The following is a 17188-nucleotide window of genomic DNA, read 5'->3' as shown; positions in this document are numbered from 1 at the left end:
GGGCAAACAAAAGAAAAGCGCCGCTGGCGCGGCGCTTAAGTAAAATTAGTCGCACTGGACCTTGATGGCCAAACCCCCGCGCGACGTTTCGCGGTATTTGGCGTTCATATCTTTACCGGTTTCGTACATGGTTTCGATAACTTTATCGAGCGAAACGCGCGGCTCGCTGGTGCGGCGCATCGCCATGCGCGCGGCGTTTATCGCCTTCACGGAAGCAATAGCGTTACGCTCAATGCACGGTACCTGCACCTGGCCCGCGACCGGGTCGCACGTCAGGCCAAGGTTATGTTCCATACCAATTTCCGCCGCCACGCATACCTGTTCCGGGCTGGCGCCAAGCAGCTCGGCAAGGCCTGCGGCAGCCATAGAGCACGCCACGCCCACTTCGCCCTGGCAACCCACTTCCGCGCCGGAAATAGAGGCGTTCATCTTGTAGAGCGCGCCAATAGCGCCCGCTGCGAGGAAATAGCGGATATAAATATCGGGGCTGACGGATTCAATAAAGTGATCGTAATAAGCCAGCACCGCCGGAACGATGCCGCAGGCGCCGTTAGTAGGGGCGGTAACTACGCGTCCGCCTGCGGCGTTTTCTTCATTCACCGCCAGCGCGAACATGTTCACCCAGTCAACCACGATCATCGGGTCGTTAGAGAGTTTGTCGCTTGAGACCAGCATACGGCGCAGCGCAGAGGCGCGGCGCGGCACGCGTAGCGGTCCAGGCAGCACGCCTTCGGTATTCATGCCGCGATCGATACAGGCGCGCATGGTCTGCCAGACATTCGCGAAATAGTCTTCAATCTCTTTTTTGCTGTGCAGCGCCAGTTCGTTTTGCATAACCAGGCCGGAGAGAGAAAGCCCCGTTTCGCGGCAGTGCGCCAGTAACGCTTTGGCGGAATCAAACCCGTAAGGCACGGTCACTTCGCTGGCGGCGTCTTTGCCAAAGTGCTCTTCATCGACAATAAACCCGCCGCCGATGGAGTAATAGGTTTTGCTGTATACCAGCTTGTCGCCGCTGAATGCGTGAATTTGCATGCCGTTCTCATGCAGCGAGAGGTTATCGCTGTGAAAACGCATGCCGTTGTCTTTCGGGAAATCGACTTCACGACGCCCCTGCGCCAGCAGCAGGCGACCACGGGCTTCTACGTCGCGAATAAAAGCGGGAATGGCGTCGATATCCACCGTCGCCGGCTCGTTGCCCGCGAGGCCCATAATAATGGCGATATCCGTATGGTGCCCTTTGCCGGTCAGCGACAGGGAACCGTAGACGTCCACCGCAACGCGGGTAACGTCTTCGAGTAATCCTTTTTCGACCAGATCATCGACGAACTGCTTCCCGGCCTTCATCGGGCCTACGGTATGGGAAGAGGAGGGACCAATGCCCACCTTAAACATGTCGAATATACTAATCACTCTCTAACTCCTGACAGGGTCATTGTTGCGCAATGACGATGTGAAAACTGCGCATAGTGTAAGAGGTTATTGTTCTGCACTGTTAACTATTCACATGAATTATACTAATGCATAACGCCAGTTAACCTAATAAAGTGCTGCGGATCGCAAAATCTTACACACAATGATAGTCAGGGTTTGAAGCCAATCTGGAGAGCCAGCTCACGAATAATGCCCGCCGTCATTCCCCAGACAAAATAGTGTTCATACCAGGAGAGCCAGACGCGGTGACTGTTGCCCCGGCGATGAATATCCAGCGGATGATAACGTCCCAGCCGCAGCGCTTCGGCAAGCGGCATTTCAAACACCGCCGCCACTTCATCTTCGCTCGCATGGTAATGCAAATCTGGCGGAATAATCCCAACCACCGGCGTCACCTGAAAGCCGGTCACGCTGTCCACGGGCGGCAGCACGCCGATAACCTCAACGGCTTGTGGCGAAATGGCCACCTCTTCGTGCGCTTCGCGAAGCGCCGCGGCAATCAGCGAGGCGTCGGTCGCGTCCACCGCGCCGCCCGGAAAAGCGACCTGGCCTGCATGCTTGCGAAGCTTCGCCGAGCGCTGGGTCAACAATAGCCCCGGCTCAGGACGGCGCACTATCGGCACCAGCACCGCCGCCTGGCGTTGATTAAGCGATGCGTGATTAACTGTCGGGCGCAGCAGTTGAAAGCGAGATAAAAACGTGTCCAGCGTCAGTTCCGTCGGCTGCATCATTCCTCCTCAAGGTTGCGCAGAATACGATTAACTTTATCAAAAGTTTCCTGATATTCCGCAGACTCGTCGCTGTCCGCCACAATGCCGCCGCCTGCGGAGCAGTAAAGCTCGCCGTTTTGCGCCGTAAGGGTACGAATGGTGATGCTGGTGTCCATGTTGCCGCAACAACTGATATAGCCGATGCTGCCGCACCAGGCGTTGCGCCGCTGCGGCTCCAGCTCTTCGATGATTTCCATTGCCCGCACTTTAGGCGCGCCGGTGATCGAACCGCCCGGGAACGCCGCGCGCAGCAGGTCGGTCGCGTGCAGGTTTGCAGGCAAGGTCGCGGTAATGGTGCTCACCAGGTGATGCACCGCCGGGAAAGGTTCGACGACGAACAGTTCCGGCACCCGCACGCTGCCAGGTACCGCCACGCGGCCTATATCGTTACGCAGCAGGTCGACAATCATCAGGTTCTCAGCGCGATCTTTCGGCGAGGTCGCCAGCCTTTGCGCCTGTTTTTCGTCCGCTTGCGCATCGGCGAGGCGCGGCAGCGTGCCCTTAATAGGCCGCGTCTGAATCGCATTTTGCTCAAGCCAGATAAAACGCTCCGGCGAAAGGCTCAGGATGGCGTGCTCAGGCAGGCGCAAAAAGGCGCTGAAAGGCGCGCGGTTAACGTTATTCAACGTGATAAAGGCCTGCCACTCGTCCCCTTCATAGCTGGCCTGAAAACGCTGCGCCAGGTTGACCTGGTAGCAATCGCCGCTCAGCAGCCAGGCCTGTATGCGGCGGAATTTTTCGCCATACTCCTCGCGCGTCATGTTCGCCCGCCAGGGGCTGGTAAGACGAAACGGCGCGGCATGCGCTGGCTTTTGCGCTTCAAGCCAGTCAAGCCGCGCCTGCGCGTCGCCGTGACAAACCAGCGTCAGGCGCTCAAGCTTATGATCGGCGATAAGCGCCCAGTCATAGAGGCCCACCGCCATATCGGGGGCGTGAACGTCTGCCTGCGCTTGTTGCGCCAGTTTCTCGAAACGGCGTCCGAGATCGTAGCCGAACAGCCCAAGGGCGCCTCCCAGAAAAGGCAGCGCCGGGTGAGGCTCAGGAGAGAGGCCGAGGCTTTCCAGTTCGCGCTGAAGGCATGCCAGCGGGTCGTCACCTGTAGTTTCACAAACGCCCGCGCGGCATATCGTCGTTTCTTGCCCGCGCGTTTCAAGCGTCGCCAGCGGTTGCGCCACAAGAATATCGAACCGGTTGTGCGGGTGTTCGGCAAAGCCGGAGTGCAGCAGCATCGCCCAGGGCTTACCGCTTAGCGGGGCGAAATAGTCAAGCAGCGCATCGCGGCGCCAGGGGAGCGTAAGCAGGGTGGGGGAGGAGTGGGTTTTCATCGACATCTACACCGCTATGCCACGGAGCGACGTCTGGCGTCCGCCCTCGCGGCGTGAAATAATTAACGGCAGCAATGTAACAGGAGTTAACGATGTTTGCAGGTTTACCTTCGCTGACGCACGAGCAGCAGCAAAAAGCGGTCGAACGCATTCAGGAACTGATGTCCCAGGGGCTGAGTAGCGGACAGGCTATTGCGCAGGTGGCGGATGAGATCCGCGCCAGCCATCAGGGCGACCGTATCGTCGCCCGTTTTGAGGATGAAGAAGAAGACGAATAACGCGGGGCGACCCGCGTTTTTTTATACGGCGGCGATAATTTTAATTTCAACTTTATAAGCCGGGTTCATCAGCTTCGCCTGCACCGTGCAGCGCACCGGCGCATGTCCTGCCACTACCCACTCATCCCACGCGCGGTTCATGGCGGCGAAGTCGTCGCCGTCGGCCAGAAAAATGGTTGCATCAATCAGCTGCGTTTTATCGCTGCCCTGCGCCTTCAGCGCTTCGTCAATCTGCGACAGCACGTTGACGGTTTGCTCCCAGGCATCAGCATCGAGATTTTCCGGCACGCCCGTGTAATAGAACGTCTGATTATGGATAACCGCGTCGGACCAGCGCGCTTCCGGGTTGATTCGCTTAATCGTCATGACATTTTCCTTTTCATAAGATTCGCCGCAAGCCTGGCATACTCCATCGCCGTCGTCACCTCTTCGGCTGGCGAAAGGTAAGCGGCCCTGACATAATCACTGGCAATTTAACCAGGGGGTAGTGTGACGGACGATTTTGCAGCAGATGGCCAGTTAGCCAAAGCGATACCGGGCTTTAAGCCTCGCGAGCCGCAGCGCCTGATGGCCGATGCGGTAACAGCGGCTATCAGCGCCGCCGAACCCTTAGTGGTGGAAGCAGGCACCGGCACCGGGAAAACCTATGCCTACCTCGCGCCCGCCTTGCGCGCCGGCAAAAAAGCGATTATCTCCACCGGTTCGAAAGCGTTACAGGACCAGCTCTACAGCCGCGACCTGCCAACCGTGGCGCGGGCGCTGGAATATAAAGGCAAGCTTGCGCTGCTGAAAGGGCGTTCCAACTACCTTTGTCTTGAACGGCTCGAACAGCAGGCGCTGGCGGGCGGCGATTTGCCCGTGCAGACGCTGGGCGACGTCATTAAGCTGCGCGGCTGGGCGAATGAGACGATAGACGGCGATATCAGCACCTGCGGTCAGGTGGCGGAAGATGCCGCCGTCTGGCCGCTTGTCACCAGCACCAACGACAACTGTCTTGGCAGCGACTGTCCGCTTTATAAAGACTGCTTCGTGGTGAAAGCGCGTAAAAAAGCGATGGATGCCGATATCGTGGTGGTAAACCACCACCTGTTTCTCGCCGACATGGTGGTAAAAGAGAGCGGGTTCGCGGAGCTTATCCCCGAAGCGGAAGTCATGATCTTCGATGAGGCGCACCAGCTTCCCGATATCGCCAGCCAGTATTTCGGCCAGTCGCTTTCCAGCCGCCAGCTGCTCGATCTCGCCAAAGACATTACTATCGCTTACCGCACTGAGGTAAAAGATACCCAGCAACTGCAAAAATGCGCCGATCGCCTGGCCCAGAGCACGCAGGATTTTCGCATGCAGCTTGGCGAGCCGGGCTTTCGCGGTAACCTGCGCGAACTGCTGGCCGATACCGCCATCCAGCGCGCGCTTTTGCTGCTCGATGACGCGCTGGAACTGTGCTACGACGTGGCGAAGCTGTCGCTTGGCCGCTCGGCTTTGCTGGACGCCGCTTTTGAGCGCGCCACGCTGTATCGCGCCCGCCTCAAGCGCCTCAAGGAGTTCAACAAGCCGGGCTACAGCTACTGGTATGAATGTAATTCCCGTCATTTTACGCTCGCGCTGACGCCGCTTACGGTCGCGGATAAGTTTACCGAGGTAATGGCGCAGAAAGCGGGCAGTTGGGTGTTTACCTCTGCGACGCTGTCGGTGAACGACGACCTGCGCCATTTTACGGCGCGGCTTGGCATTGACGGGGCGAAAACCCTGCTGCTGCAAAGCCCCTTTGACTATGCCCGCCAGGCGCTGCTTTGCGTGCCGCGCGGCCTGCCGCTGCCGAACCAGCCTCATGCCGGCCGGGCGCTGGCGGCGATGCTGCGACCGCTTATTGAAGCCAACAACGGCCGCTGCTTTATGCTTTGTACCTCCCACGCCATGATGCGCGAGCTGGCGGAACAATTCCGCGCCACGCTCTCTCTGCCGGTGCTGTTGCAGGGCGAAACCAGCAAGGGGCAGTTGCTTGAGCAGTTCGTTACAGCGGGCAACGCGCTCTTGGTGGCGACCAGCAGCTTCTGGGAAGGGGTGGATGTGCGCGGCGACGCGCTGTCGCTGGTTATTATCGACAAGCTGCCGTTTACCTCGCCGGACGATCCGCTGCTTAAAGCCCGTATGGAAGATTGCCGCCTGCGCGGCGGCGACCCCTTTGACGAAGTGCAACTCCCGGATGCCGTCATCACCCTGAAGCAGGGCGTAGGGCGACTGATTCGCGACGTCGACGACCGGGGCGTGTTGGTGATTTGCGATAACCGGCTGGTGATGCGCCCTTACGGCGCGGTCTTCCTGAAAAGCCTGCCGCCGACGCCGCGAACCCGCGACATTCAACAGGCGGCGCGCTTTCTGGCCGACGGCGGCGCGCAGTAATTTATGCCAGACTATGGTAAGATGCGCGCCTTTTTTGAATAGATAACTCGCGAGAGTGCAACTTAGCTATGCGAATTCTGGCCATTGATACCGCCACCGAGGCCTGTTCGGCCGCGCTGTGGGACGACGGTGCCACCCATGCCCATTTTGAACTTTGTCCACGTGAACACACCCAGCGCATTCTGCCGCTGGTGCGCGAGATCCTGAACCAGAGCGGCGTCTCGTTGTCTGAACTCAGCGCGCTGGCCTTTGGCCGCGGGCCGGGCAGCTTCACCGGCGTGCGTATTGGCATCGGCATTGCGCAGGGGCTGGCACTGGGCGCGAACCTGCCGATGATCGGCGTTTCGACGCTCGCCACCATGGCGCAGGGCGCCTGGCGTAAAACCGGCGCAACCCGCGTGCTCGCCGCCATCGACGCCCGGATGGGCGAAGTTTACTGGGGCGAATACCAGCGCGATGAACAGGGCGTCTGGCATGGCGAAGAGACAGAAGCGGTACTGAAACCCGAAGCGGTTGCCGAACGGTTGAAGCAGCTGGATGGCGAATGGGCTACCGTGGGCACGGGCTGGCCGGCGTGGCCGGATCTGGCCCAGGGGAGCACTCTGACGCTACGCGACGGCGACACGCTGCTGCCGGCCGCGGAAGATATGCTGCCGCTGGCGTGTGAGCTTTTCACTGCGGGCCGCACCGTCGCGGTTGAAAACGCCGAGCCGGTTTATCTGCGTAACGAAGTGGCGTGGAAAAAACTGCCCGGCAGAGAATAGTCACTCAGCGTAGCCGCTGGGTTAAGGAGTTGCGGTATGGCGAAACAAATAAAAAGAGGGGGCTGGCTGGCGCTGTTCGCCGCGCTGGCCCTGAGTGGTTGCGTCAGCGTGCCGGATGCCATTAAAGGCACCAGCCCAACGCCGCAGCAGGATCTGGCGCGGGTGATGAACGCGCCGCAGCTCTATGTGGGTCAGGAAGCGCGCTTCGGCGGCAAAGTGGTTAACGTGAAAAACGAGCAGGGAAAAACCCGGCTTGAAATAGCCACCGTGCCGCTGGACGAAGGGGCGCGGCCGCTGCTCGGCCAGCCTTCGCGCGGGCGCATCTACGCCGACGTTAACACGTTCCTCGACCCGGTTGACTACCGCAACCAGCTTATCACCGTGGTGGGGCCGATAACCGGCACTGCCGAAGGCAAAGTAGGCGACGCCGCTTATAAATATATGGTGATGCAGGTGAACGGCTTTAAGCGCTGGCGCGTGACGCAGCAGGTCATGATGCCGCCGCAGCCTGTCGATCCCTGGTTCTGGGGGCCTTATTACCGTCCCTGGGGTTATGGTCCCGGCGTCTGGTACAACCCCGGCCCGGCGCCGGTGCAGACCATCGTAACCGAGTAACAGACTGAATTTTAAATAAAAATAAACAGCGGCCGGTCCGCTGTTTATTTGTTTGTAATCCATAACAAAAATAATTAGTGACGCGCTTCGCAACCTGAAATCAGCTTAATTAATAAACTGGTACGCTGAGTTAAAATAATGTTAAAAACATGTTTAATGCTGCGGGGTTGTGATGACGACGAATACGATTTTCAGAGGTGACGCATTGAAGAAGGTTTGGCTTAACCGTTATCCGGCCGACGTTCCGGCAGAAATCAATCCCGATCGTTATCAATCCCTGATTGAGCTGTTTGAGCACTCCTGCACCCGCTACGCCGACCAGCCGGCGTTTATCAATATGGGCGAGGTGATGACGTTCCGTAAGCTCGAAGAGCGCAGCCGCGCCTTCGCCGCCTACCTGCAACAGGGTCTGGGCCTGCAAAAAGGGGACCGCGTCGCGCTGATGATGCCAAACCTGCTGCAATACCCGGTGGCGCTGTTCGGCATTTTGCGCGCCGGCATGATTGTCGTTAACGTTAACCCGCTCTATACGCCCCGCGAGCTGGAACATCAGCTTAACGACAGCGGCGCCAGCGCCATTGTTATCGTCTCTAACTTTGCCCACACGCTGGAAAAAGTGGTCGATAAAACCCAGGTCAGGCATGTCATATTGACCCGTATGGGCGACCAGCTTTCCGCCACGAAAGGCACGCTCGTCAACTTCGTTGTGAAATATGTGAAGCGACTGGTGCCGAAATACCACTTGCCGGACGCCATTTCATTTCGTCGCGCTCTGCACGCCGGTTATCGCCTGCAATATGTGAAGCCTGAAATATTGCCCGAAGATCTCGCGTTCCTGCAATACACCGGCGGCACCACTGGCGTTGCGAAAGGGGCGATGCTGACGCACCGCAACATGCTCGCGAACCTGGAGCAGGTCAACGCCACTTACGGACCGCTGCTGCACCGGGGCAAAGAGCTGGTTATCACTGCGCTGCCGCTTTACCACATCTTCGCACTGACGATGAACTGCCTGCTGTTTATCGAGCTGGGCGGGCAGAACGTGCTGATTACCAACCCGCGCGATATCCCGGGCCTGGTGAAAGAGCTTTCAAAATACCCTTTTACCGCCATGACGGGGGTAAACACGCTGTTCAATGCGTTGCTCAATAACAAGGATTTCCAGCAGCTCGATTTCTCCACGCTGCACCTTTCCGCTGGCGGCGGCATGCCGGTGCAGCATGCCGTGGCGGAGCGCTGGGTCAAACTCACTGGCCAGTATCTGCTGGAGGGCTACGGCCTGACGGAGTGCGCGCCGCTGGTGAGCGTTAACCCGCACGATATTGACTACCACAGCGGCAGCATCGGCCTGCCGGTGCCGTCGACGGAAGTGAAGCTGGTGGATGACGAAGGGCGCGAAGTGGAGCCGGGCCAGCCGGGCGAACTGTGCGTTAAAGGGCCGCAGGTCATGCTGGGCTACTGGCAGCGTCCGGATGCGACGGATGAAATCATCAAAGACGGCTGGCTTCACACGGGTGATATCGCGGTCATGGACGAGCAGGGTTTCATGCGCATCGTCGATCGTAAAAAAGATATGATCCTGGTCTCGGGTTTTAACGTCTATCCTAACGAGATTGAAGATGTGGTAATGCAGCACAGCGGCGTGCAGGAAGTGGCGGCAGTGGGGGTGCCTGCGGGCGTGAGCGGCGAAACCGTGAAGATTTTCGTGGTGAAGAAAGATGCCACGCTCAGCGAAGAGGCGCTGATCACCTTCTGCCGTCGTCACCTTACAGGCTACAAGGTGCCGAAGCTGGTTGAGTTCCGTGAGGAGCTGCCAAAATCCAACGTCGGCAAAATTTTGCGGCGAGAACTGCGTGACGAAGCGCGCCGCACGGGTAACAATACCGCCTGAGTTGCGAAGAAGTCGTCCAGACGCCGGTTCCGCCGGCGTTTTTTATGGGCGCAAACTGAAGAGAGAGTAATTTGAATTATCAGATGATCACCACCAACGAGGCGCTCATGCAGCTTTGCGAAGCGGCTCGTCAATTCCCGGCGCTGGCGCTGGATACCGAATTTGTCCGCACCCGTACTTACTACCCAAAGCTGGGTCTAATTCAGCTTTACGACGGCGAAACCGTGGCGCTTATCGATCCGCTGACTATTACCGACTGGGCGCCGTTCCAGGCATTGCTGCGGGATGAAGCGGTAACCAAATTTTTGCATGCGGGCAGCGAAGATCTGGAAGTGTTCCAGAACGCTTTCGGCATGATGCCGCAGCCCTTTATCGATACCCAGGTGCTGGCCTCTTTTGTCGGCAATCCGCTCTCCTGCGGTTTTGCCACGCTCGTTGAGAAATACACCGGCGTGGCGCTTGATAAAAGCGAATCGCGCACCGACTGGCTTGCGCGCCCCTTAACGGCGCGCCAGTGCGATTATGCCGCCGCGGATGTCTGGTACTTGCTGCCGATAGCGCGCCAGCTGATGGACGAAACCGCCGAAGCGGGCTGGCTGGACGCGGCGCTGGACGAGTGCCGCCTGATGGTGTTGCGCCGCAGCGAAACGCTGGATCCTGAAGAGGCCTGGCGCGAAATCGGCAACGCCTGGCAGCTTCGCCCGCGCCAGCTCGCCTGTCTCAGACTGCTGGCGGCCTGGCGGCTTCGCAAAGCGCGCGAGCGCGATCTGGCGGTGAATTTCGTGGTTCGTGAAGAGCATCTCTGGCAGGTTGCGCGCTATTTGCCTGGCTCGCTCGGCGAGCTGGACGGGCTGGGGCTTTCCGGCAGCGAAATCCGCTTTCACGGTAAAACCCTGCTGGAGATGGTAAGCGAAGCGCAGGCGTTGCCTGAAGACGCTTTGCCTGCGCCGCTGCAAAACCTGGTGGATATGCCGGGCTATCGCAGCGCGTTCAAAGCCATCAAGGCGCTGGTACAGGATGTGAGCAAAGCGAAAGGCGTCAGCGCGGAATTGCTCGCCTCACGTCGGCAAATTAATCAGCTGCTTAACTGGCACTGGCAGTTAAAAACCCAGAATCTGTTGCCGGAATTAATCAGCGGCTGGCGGGAGAAATTAATGGGCGATGAGATTAAAACGCTGCTACGGGAATATACTCGGTAAGACTGTATATATTTCCAGGCAATGAGCGTGTTCCGAAAATAACTTTTTGACCACGCTTAAGGCCGACTTAAAATAAAAAGCCCTGGATATAATTCCAGGGCTTTTTGTTATTTTGACTCTTCAGCTTCAGGTAATGTTACGTTGAGCTCAAGGACTGAAATATCGTCGCCTTTTTGATCGAGCTGGACGGTAACCATTTCCGGGTCGATCTGCACATATTTGCAAATGACCTCCAGAATATCCCTTTTCAGCTGCGGCAAATAGTGCGGCTCGGCGTCGCTGCGCCGGCGTTCCGCCACGATAATTTGCAGTCGTTCTTTCGCGATGTTCGCGGTGCTCTTTTTTCTTGAGAGAAAAAAGTCAAGTAAAGCCATGAGTTATCCTCCGAACAGGCGTTTGAGGAAACCTTTCTTCTCTTCTTCAATGAAGCGGAAAGGACGTTCTTCTCCCAACAGGCGTTCAACGGTATCGGCGTACGCTTTGCCTGCGTCCGAGGCGGTGTCCAGGATAACCGGCTCACCCTGGTTCGACGCGCGCAGCACGGACTGATCTTCCGGAATCACCCCAACCAGCGGAATACGCAGGATCTCCAGCACATCTTCCATGCTCAGCATGTCGCCTTTGCTGACGCGGCCCGGGTTGTAACGGGTCAGCAGCAGGTGTTCTTTAATCGGATCCTGGCCGTTCTCGGCGCGGCGAGATTTCGAGGCCAGAATGCCGAGAATGCGGTCTGAGTCACGTACCGAGGAGACTTCCGGGTTGGTGGTGATCACTGCTTCATCCGCGAAGTAGAGCGCCATCAACGCGCCGGTTTCGATGCCGGCAGGGGAGTCGCACACGATAAAATCGAAATCCATCTTTTGCAGATCGTCCAGGACCTTCTCTACCCCTTCACGCGTCAGCGCGTCTTTGTCGCGCGTTTGCGACGCCGGGAGAATGTAAAGGTTGTCGGTCCTTTTATCTTTAATCAGCGCCTGATTAAGTGTGGCATCGCCCTGGATAACGTTAACGAAATCGTATACGACACGGCGTTCACATCCCATGATCAGGTCAAGGTTACGCAGGCCAATATCGAAGTCGATAACGACGGTTTTTTTTCCCTTCTGGGCCAAACCCGTAGCGATGGCCGCGCTGGAGGTGGTTTTGCCAACGCCCCCTTTACCTGATGTAACTACAATAATGCGTGCCATAAAGGAATTCCTTGTGAAAAGGGCTTAAATCAAAGGTTGAACAGACAAAGCGCCATCAGCCAGCTTCAGGCGGGCAGCTTTGTTATAAAATTCGGCCGGGATTTGGTCGCTCAGCCAGTATACCCCTGCGATAGAGACCAGCTCCGCCGCAAGGCTTGTGCAAAAAATCTGCGCTTCTCGCTCGCCGCTGGCGCCCGCCAGCGCGCGTCCCCGCATCACGCCGTAAATATGAATATTGCCATCGGCGATAAGTTCCGCCCCCGCGCTGACGTGACTGGTAACAATTAAATCAGAGTGCGGGGCATAAATACGCTGACCAGAGCGGACAGGCGCATCAATAATTCGCGTTTTTGTGACGGGGATAACAACAGGCTCGGCAGGCGTTTCAGGCGGGGCGGGCGGCGTCGGGCGGGCTTTCTCTTTCCCTTCGTTCAGCAAAGCGATGCCCGCGCGGGCTATCTCTGCTTTCAGCGTATCGTCCTTACAGCCGCTAAAGCCCACCAGATGCAGTCCGCTTGCCTTCACAACGCGATGGATTTGCTGCCAGTCCACTGGCCCTTCCAGTCCGGCGATATTCACAACGACAGGCGCGTTTTTCAAAAAAGCGGGTGCCTGAGCTATTTTGTCTTCCAGCGCTTTGCGAATAATTTCCGGGTGAGCGTCATGCAAATGAACCACTGATAAGGTGAAACTGCTGCCTTTAAGCTCGATGGGCGTGTTTGACATCCTGGCCTTACTCAATTCAGTTTGAACCACCCACCGGGGTGGGATGATATTCCGTAGCACGTCAGGCATGTTATAGTCCCCGGTATATTGAGGCAAGTCGCCAGCTGACTAAACAGAGTAAAAACATGTTTTGTGTGATCTATAAAAGTTCCCGTCGCGATCAGACTTATCTGTACGTTGAAAAAAAAGACGATTTTTCCCGGGTGCCCGCTGAATTAATGGAAAGTTTCGGCACGCCCATTATGACCCTGTTATTTCCTTTAGACGGCCGTAAAAAATTAGCCCATGCCGATCTGGAGAAAGTAAAACAAGCGCTTCAGGAGCAAGGGTATTATTTGCAGTTGCCGCCGCCGCCAGAAAATTTGTTAAAAGCGCACCTCGAAGCGCAAAAAAAAGCCTGACCCCTTGCGACGCCGCGTCCTGCGGCGTCCTTCATTATTTCCCTTTGTTTTTGCGAACGCTCTCACCTGAAAGTGCTACTTTTTAGAGCATTGACTCGCGCCTTGCTGGCGGAGATAGTGCTTTTTCGGACAATTAGCTCGATTCAGGGGAAAGACATGTACCAACATCATAACTGGCATGGCGCGCTGCTCGATTTTCCGGTCAGCAAGGTGGTCTGCGTAGGAAGCAATTACGCTAAGCATATTCAGGAGATGGGCAGTGCGACGCCCGAAGAGCCGGTGCTGTTTCTCAAGCCCGAAACCGCGCTTTGCGACCTGCGCCAGCCGCTGGCGCTGCCGCAGGGGCTTGGCGAAGTGCATCATGAAGTGGAACTGGCGGTGCTGATTGGCGCGACCCTTAAGCAGGCTACGCCCGAGCATGTCGGCAAAGCGATTGCCGGTTACGGCGTGGCGCTGGATCTGACGCTTCGCGAGCTGCAAAGCAAAATGAAAAAAGCGGGCCAGCCGTGGGAGAAAGCGAAAGCGTTTGATAATTCATGTCCGGTATCGGGATTTATCCCGGCCGCCGAGTTTCAGTCCGACCCGCAAAACACCCCGCTGAGTCTTATCGTTAACGGCGAAACGCGCCAGAACGGCACCACTGCCGATATGATCCACAAGATCCTGCCGCTGATCGCCTACATGAGCCGCTTCTTTACGCTGCGCGCAGGCGACGTCATTCTTACCGGCACGCCGGAAGGGGTAGGGCCGCTTGCCAGCGGCGACGAACTTGAGGTGCGCTTTAACGGCGAAAGCCTCGCCACCCGGGTGCTGTAATCTTCCGCCGTCCGCAGGGGCGGCAAAACTTGCATCAGGCGTCCATACTGTTTATAAGGTGCAGCTTAATTTGCTTTGCGGACACCGCTATGAACGAGACGCCTTTCTGGCAGCAAAAAAAACTGGACGAAATGAGCGACGCGGAGTGGGAATCGCTTTGCGACGGCTGTGGCCAGTGCTGCCTGCATAAACTGATGGACGAAGACACGGATGAAATTTATTTCACTAACGTCGCCTGCCGTCAGCTAAACATAAAAACCTGCCAGTGCCGCAACTACGAACGACGCTTTGACTATGAGCCAGACTGCATCAAGCTGACGCGGGAAAACCTGCCGACCTTTGAATGGCTGCCGCCCACCTGCGCCTACCGTCTGCTCGCTGAAGGGAAAAATCTGCCGCTCTGGCACCCGCTGCGCACCGGCTCGAAAGCGGCTATGCACGCCGAGCGCATCTCTGTGCGTCATATCGCCGTACCTGAGTCGGTTGTGAACGACTGGCAGGACCACATTTTGAATAAACCCGACTGGGCTAGTTGAACCGTTGATACAGAAGGGAAAAGCTATTGCTGGCTTGCGACCTGGGGCATCAGTGGGGCATCGGAGCTGAAATTAGCGTTCAATATGCTCATCTGATCCACGTTGTTATCGGTCATCCATTTACCGTAAACGTTGTAAACCATCTGCGCCGATGTGTGACCCATTTGCGAAGCGATAAAGTTAGGGTTAGCGCCTGCACTTAACGCCCAGCACGCGTAAGTATGCCTCGACTCGTAAGCTCGTCGGTGACGGATGCCGGCCCGTTTGAGTATGTCGTTCCATGTCGCACCGAAAGACCCGGGAGCATACCAGTCACCGCCCATTCCATTTCTTGCCGTCAGGCGAGGAACAAAGACAAATGTGCATTGGTCTATCCTCTCTCTGCCGAACTCCCGAAGGTTAACGCTGATTTCATGCTGCTTACCCATCCTTGTGTAAGCCATCTGACTCTTAAGGGCCTGAATGGCTGCGTCAGTAAGGTTAATGACCCGGTTGCCGCATTCTGTTTTGGGCGGAGTAAAGTAACCCTTTATCGCTATATTCCGGCTGATCGTTATCGTCCAGTCACGGGTGTCAATATCCTCCCATGCCAGAGCGCTTATCTCTCCGTGTCTCATGCCAGTATTAATAGCCAGCACCCATAAATTTCGTATCTGCTCAGAAGGGCAGGCATCGAGAAACCGCTGATACTCTTCTTTTGATAGCGGGTCAGGGTCTGAGCGACTTTTGCGCAATGGGTCGATGCCGCTCATTGGTGATTTCTCAATGTATCCGTTGAGTTCGGCAAAACGTAAAAGCCCACCCAGGCAATTCATGTAGACGTTAACCGTTCTTACCGTGCGTCCCTTCTTAATTGATCTGTTCTTCTGATGGATGCCGCATATCTGATAGCCAGTCAGAAGCTCCTTTCGCACCTTCAGGATGTCCTCGTTATTAAAACTGCTCACAGGCTTGTCCGGGCCCATTATTTCAGTGCAGATTTTGATATACGAAACATACCTGGAGTGTGCATTCTTCGTTATCTCCATTCTCTTTAGCTCAAGCCAGTTTTTAGCTACCTCGCTCAGTTTTACGCCAGGCTTGATAAAGCCAAATCGTCGAAGGTTAGGAGATGATGGAAATCGGGATGCGTAGTTAAACGTGCCTGTTTTTATTTCGTAGGTGACAGAAGTGCGCAGCTCACCTGCTATCTTTCTGTTCTTGGGGGTATCAGGAACTCCAAGGTTTTCCCTTACCCTGGCGCCCTGATAGATGAACCATATCCGCAGCGTTCCGCCGTGATTCTCCACTCCTGTGGGATATTTGCTCATAACGATTCCTCGCTAATTAATGGGGAAGGCTATTTAAGCAGATTTCTGGCGGGGAATCGCCGGGCGCTGACGCTCAACCCATGCATCAACCTCGTGACGGTTATAGAGAATAGGTGAGTTGTCCTTCGGCTGTAGGTCGCTTGAGTAGTGCCGGTACTCACGACCCTCCATCCATGAATTGGTGCGGGCCGCTTTAATGGCGTTTTTTGTTAAACCGGTGATCGCCATCAGCACCTCTTCCGATACCCATTTGTTCGGCACGAGTTGAATCACATCTGTCATTTGCTTTCCTCCACGTATTAAAAAAGCCGCTGATTAGCGGCCTTTTGTGCAACAAAAAACCCGCCGAGGCGGGTCGTTGTCATTTTTTCTTGCTCATAATCTTCTCGAGCTTTGCCAGATTTTCTCTCGCTCGCTCTGGGCTTGTTCCTGTTCTTCGCGGATCTCCGTTAATCACTTCTTCCAGCAGTTGCTTAGTCAGCTCGTTTACCTCATCCATGATATCCTTGCCTTTCTCTTCCATACGCACCTCCATTTGGGTTGAGTAGTCGTCAGATAATACTACTCTGCCGCGTTAACTTAGCTGCGTGGATCAACATTTCAGAAAAAGACAACGCCTTCGTTAAAAAGCCGCTGTTTTAGCGGCTCATTAGTCAATCATTGCTATCATTCCAAGCACAAAGCTCGCCCATATGCAGATGACAACCAGCGCTCCTGTCAAACCGCCTATCCCCATGCCAACGCCGCAAGCCAGGCCGACTGTCATCATGCAGCACATTTTACCTCTCACTGCTCACCTCCTTTCCCCAGCGCTTCATACTGGTGAGATGTTGTGTCGATGGGGTGGTTAGATGGTGGGGAGGGGAGCGGGTTTAGGTATAGCTTTGTGCCTTCAGGGAAATTCTCCCAATCAGCCTGATCATGCAGGCAAACCACTCTCGCATCGGGATGGCTACCAGTATCATCATGCTCACCCAACTGCACCTCGCCGATGGGCTTCTGCTCATCATTAAGCGCCTCCCTGCTTGCCTGCCACCACGCCCACCATTCATTCAGCGGCTGCATAACGCTCATGCTGTCGAATGCGTGAAGATATCCGACGCCATTCCTTGCTGACCTGATAATCTCCACAGGCAGGCGCAATTTCTTCGCGGCTATCGCCTCAAAGCTCTCTCTTTCGCTCATTTGGCCTCCTGCATCATCAGGTAAGTAATCATCGCCGACCGTAGTGGATTGGCATGCAGAGTAGAATGACTGAATGCGCTATGGTCACAATAATCCTGCACCAACGCGGTAGACCACTCGGTGCAGGTGTCATCAATCATTATGCTAATTTTGTTTTCGACGATAATCGCCCATGCGTCGGCGGGGTTGTTGCAGTAGTCATTTATAGCGACATATTTTGCCGATGGATTTTCTGACTTACTCAGCATCGCCATTGATACCGCCCTGTTAATCTCAATGAATCGCCACGGGTTTAACAGACACCTCAGAGTCATTTAAGATGGCTTAAAGAGAGGTGCCCATGAGCGGTAA

The 17188-nt window shown here is 56.1% G+C and carries 21 protein-coding genes; 9 read left to right on the top strand and 12 right to left on the bottom strand.

The window, feature by feature from the left end; genetic code table 11:
• Positions 1-45 precede the first annotated feature (45 nt).
• The 3 genes from sdaA to pabB form a co-directional block, all read right to left on the bottom strand.
• Positions 46-1410 (bottom strand): L-serine ammonia-lyase, encoded by a 1365-nt coding sequence (gene sdaA, locus DW56_RS01260; RefSeq protein WP_024562114.1) that lies wholly within the window; start codon positions 1408-1410, stop codon positions 46-48.
• 170 nt (positions 1411-1580) lie between these two features.
• Entirely contained in the window at positions 1581-2159 is a 579-nt protein-coding gene (locus DW56_RS01255) for a CoA pyrophosphatase (RefSeq protein ID WP_024562115.1), read from the bottom strand.
• Positions 2159-3526, bottom strand: a complete 1368-nt coding sequence (gene pabB, locus DW56_RS01250) for an aminodeoxychorismate synthase component 1 (protein WP_024554722.1) — start codon at positions 3524-3526, stop codon at positions 2159-2161. Before pabB ends, DW56_RS01255 begins: the two co-directional genes overlap by 1 nt.
• Before the next feature lie 92 nt (positions 3527-3618).
• On the opposite strand from pabB, the gene DW56_RS01245 reads away from it, so the two are divergent.
• Positions 3619-3804, top strand: coding sequence for a YoaH family protein (locus DW56_RS01245; protein ID WP_024554723.1), 186 nt, complete (start codon positions 3619-3621; stop codon positions 3802-3804).
• A gap of 21 nt (positions 3805-3825) precedes the next feature.
• Here the strand turns inward: DW56_RS01245 and DW56_RS01240 are convergent, their stop codons facing one another.
• A complete protein-coding gene (locus DW56_RS01240) occupies positions 3826-4170 on the bottom strand; it encodes a RidA family protein (RefSeq protein WP_024554724.1) in 345 nt (114 codons plus the stop codon).
• A gap of 123 nt (positions 4171-4293) precedes the next feature.
• Here DW56_RS01240 and DW56_RS01235 point away from each other — a divergent pair, with 123 nt between their 5' ends.
• From DW56_RS01235 to rnd, 5 genes are all read left to right on the top strand, one after another.
• Positions 4294-6204 (top strand): ATP-dependent DNA helicase, encoded by a 1911-nt coding sequence (locus DW56_RS01235; RefSeq protein WP_024554725.1) that lies wholly within the window; start codon positions 4294-4296, stop codon positions 6202-6204.
• A gap of 68 nt (positions 6205-6272) precedes the next feature.
• Positions 6273-6968, top strand: coding sequence for a tRNA (adenosine(37)-N6)-threonylcarbamoyltransferase complex dimerization subunit type 1 TsaB (gene tsaB / locus DW56_RS01230; protein WP_024554726.1), 696 nt, complete (start codon positions 6273-6275; stop codon positions 6966-6968).
• 36 nt (positions 6969-7004) lie between these two features.
• Entirely contained in the window at positions 7005-7583 is a 579-nt protein-coding gene (locus tag DW56_RS01225) for a Slp family lipoprotein (protein ID WP_024554727.1), read from the top strand.
• Between the two features lie 205 nt (positions 7584-7788).
• A complete protein-coding gene (gene fadD / locus DW56_RS01220) occupies positions 7789-9474 on the top strand; it encodes a long-chain-fatty-acid--CoA ligase FadD (RefSeq protein ID WP_024562116.1) in 1686 nt (561 codons plus the stop codon).
• 71 nt (positions 9475-9545) lie between these two features.
• A complete protein-coding gene (gene rnd, locus DW56_RS01215) occupies positions 9546-10673 on the top strand; it encodes a ribonuclease D (protein ID WP_234409235.1) in 1128 nt (375 codons plus the stop codon).
• A 107-nt stretch (positions 10674-10780) separates the two neighbouring features.
• On the opposite strand, the gene minE is transcribed toward rnd, so the two are convergent.
• The 3 genes from minE to minC are packed head-to-tail and all read right to left on the bottom strand — an operon-like array spanning position 10781 to position 12589.
• On the bottom strand, positions 10781-11047 hold the full coding sequence (gene minE / locus DW56_RS01210) for a cell division topological specificity factor MinE (protein WP_024554730.1): 267 nt from the start codon (positions 11045-11047) through the stop codon (positions 10781-10783).
• A gap of 3 nt (positions 11048-11050) precedes the next feature.
• Positions 11051-11863 (bottom strand): septum site-determining protein MinD, encoded by an 813-nt coding sequence (gene minD, locus DW56_RS01205; protein ID WP_024554731.1) that lies wholly within the window; start codon positions 11861-11863, stop codon positions 11051-11053.
• A 24-nt stretch (positions 11864-11887) separates the two neighbouring features.
• The gene (gene minC / locus DW56_RS01200; RefSeq protein WP_024562117.1) at positions 11888-12589 is read right to left on the bottom strand and encodes a septum site-determining protein MinC; all 702 of its coding nucleotides are present in this window, start codon (positions 12587-12589) and stop codon (positions 11888-11890) included.
• A 125-nt stretch (positions 12590-12714) separates the two neighbouring features.
• On the opposite strand from minC, the gene DW56_RS01195 reads away from it, so the two are divergent.
• From DW56_RS01195 to DW56_RS01185, 3 genes are all read left to right on the top strand, one after another.
• Positions 12715-12990, top strand: coding sequence for a YcgL domain-containing protein (locus DW56_RS01195; protein ID WP_024555178.1), 276 nt, complete (start codon positions 12715-12717; stop codon positions 12988-12990).
• A gap of 156 nt (positions 12991-13146) precedes the next feature.
• Positions 13147-13806, top strand: coding sequence for a fumarylacetoacetate hydrolase family protein (locus tag DW56_RS01190; RefSeq protein WP_024555179.1), 660 nt, complete (start codon positions 13147-13149; stop codon positions 13804-13806).
• A gap of 89 nt (positions 13807-13895) precedes the next feature.
• On the top strand, positions 13896-14342 hold the full coding sequence (locus DW56_RS01185) for a YcgN family cysteine cluster protein (protein WP_024555180.1): 447 nt from the start codon (positions 13896-13898) through the stop codon (positions 14340-14342).
• Positions 14343-14365: 23 nt separating this feature from the next.
• On the opposite strand, the gene DW56_RS01180 is transcribed toward DW56_RS01185, so the two are convergent.
• The 5 genes from DW56_RS01180 to DW56_RS01165 form a co-directional block, all read right to left on the bottom strand.
• On the bottom strand, positions 14366-15652 hold the full coding sequence (locus DW56_RS01180; RefSeq protein ID WP_024555181.1) for a site-specific integrase: 1287 nt from the start codon (positions 15650-15652) through the stop codon (positions 14366-14368).
• A gap of 33 nt (positions 15653-15685) precedes the next feature.
• A complete protein-coding gene (locus DW56_RS01175; protein WP_024555182.1) occupies positions 15686-15934 on the bottom strand; it encodes an excisionase family protein in 249 nt (82 codons plus the stop codon).
• A 79-nt stretch (positions 15935-16013) separates the two neighbouring features.
• On the bottom strand, positions 16014-16175 hold the full coding sequence (locus DW56_RS22590) for a hypothetical protein (protein WP_159102108.1): 162 nt from the start codon (positions 16173-16175) through the stop codon (positions 16014-16016).
• Between the two features lie 263 nt (positions 16176-16438).
• A complete protein-coding gene (locus tag DW56_RS01170; protein ID WP_024555183.1) occupies positions 16439-16837 on the bottom strand; it encodes a hypothetical protein in 399 nt (132 codons plus the stop codon).
• Positions 16834-17091 (bottom strand): phage protein NinX family protein, encoded by a 258-nt coding sequence (locus DW56_RS01165; protein ID WP_051383683.1) that lies wholly within the window; start codon positions 17089-17091, stop codon positions 16834-16836. Before DW56_RS01165 ends, DW56_RS01170 begins: the two co-directional genes overlap by 4 nt.
• Positions 17092-17188: the final 97 nt, after the last annotated feature.

The organism is Franconibacter helveticus LMG 23732, from assembly GCF_000463115.2.
Classification (GTDB): domain Bacteria; phylum Pseudomonadota; class Gammaproteobacteria; order Enterobacterales; family Enterobacteriaceae; genus Franconibacter; species Franconibacter helveticus.
The sequence above is the reverse complement of the archived record's forward strand: the minus strand, read 5'-3'. Positions and strand labels throughout refer to the sequence as shown.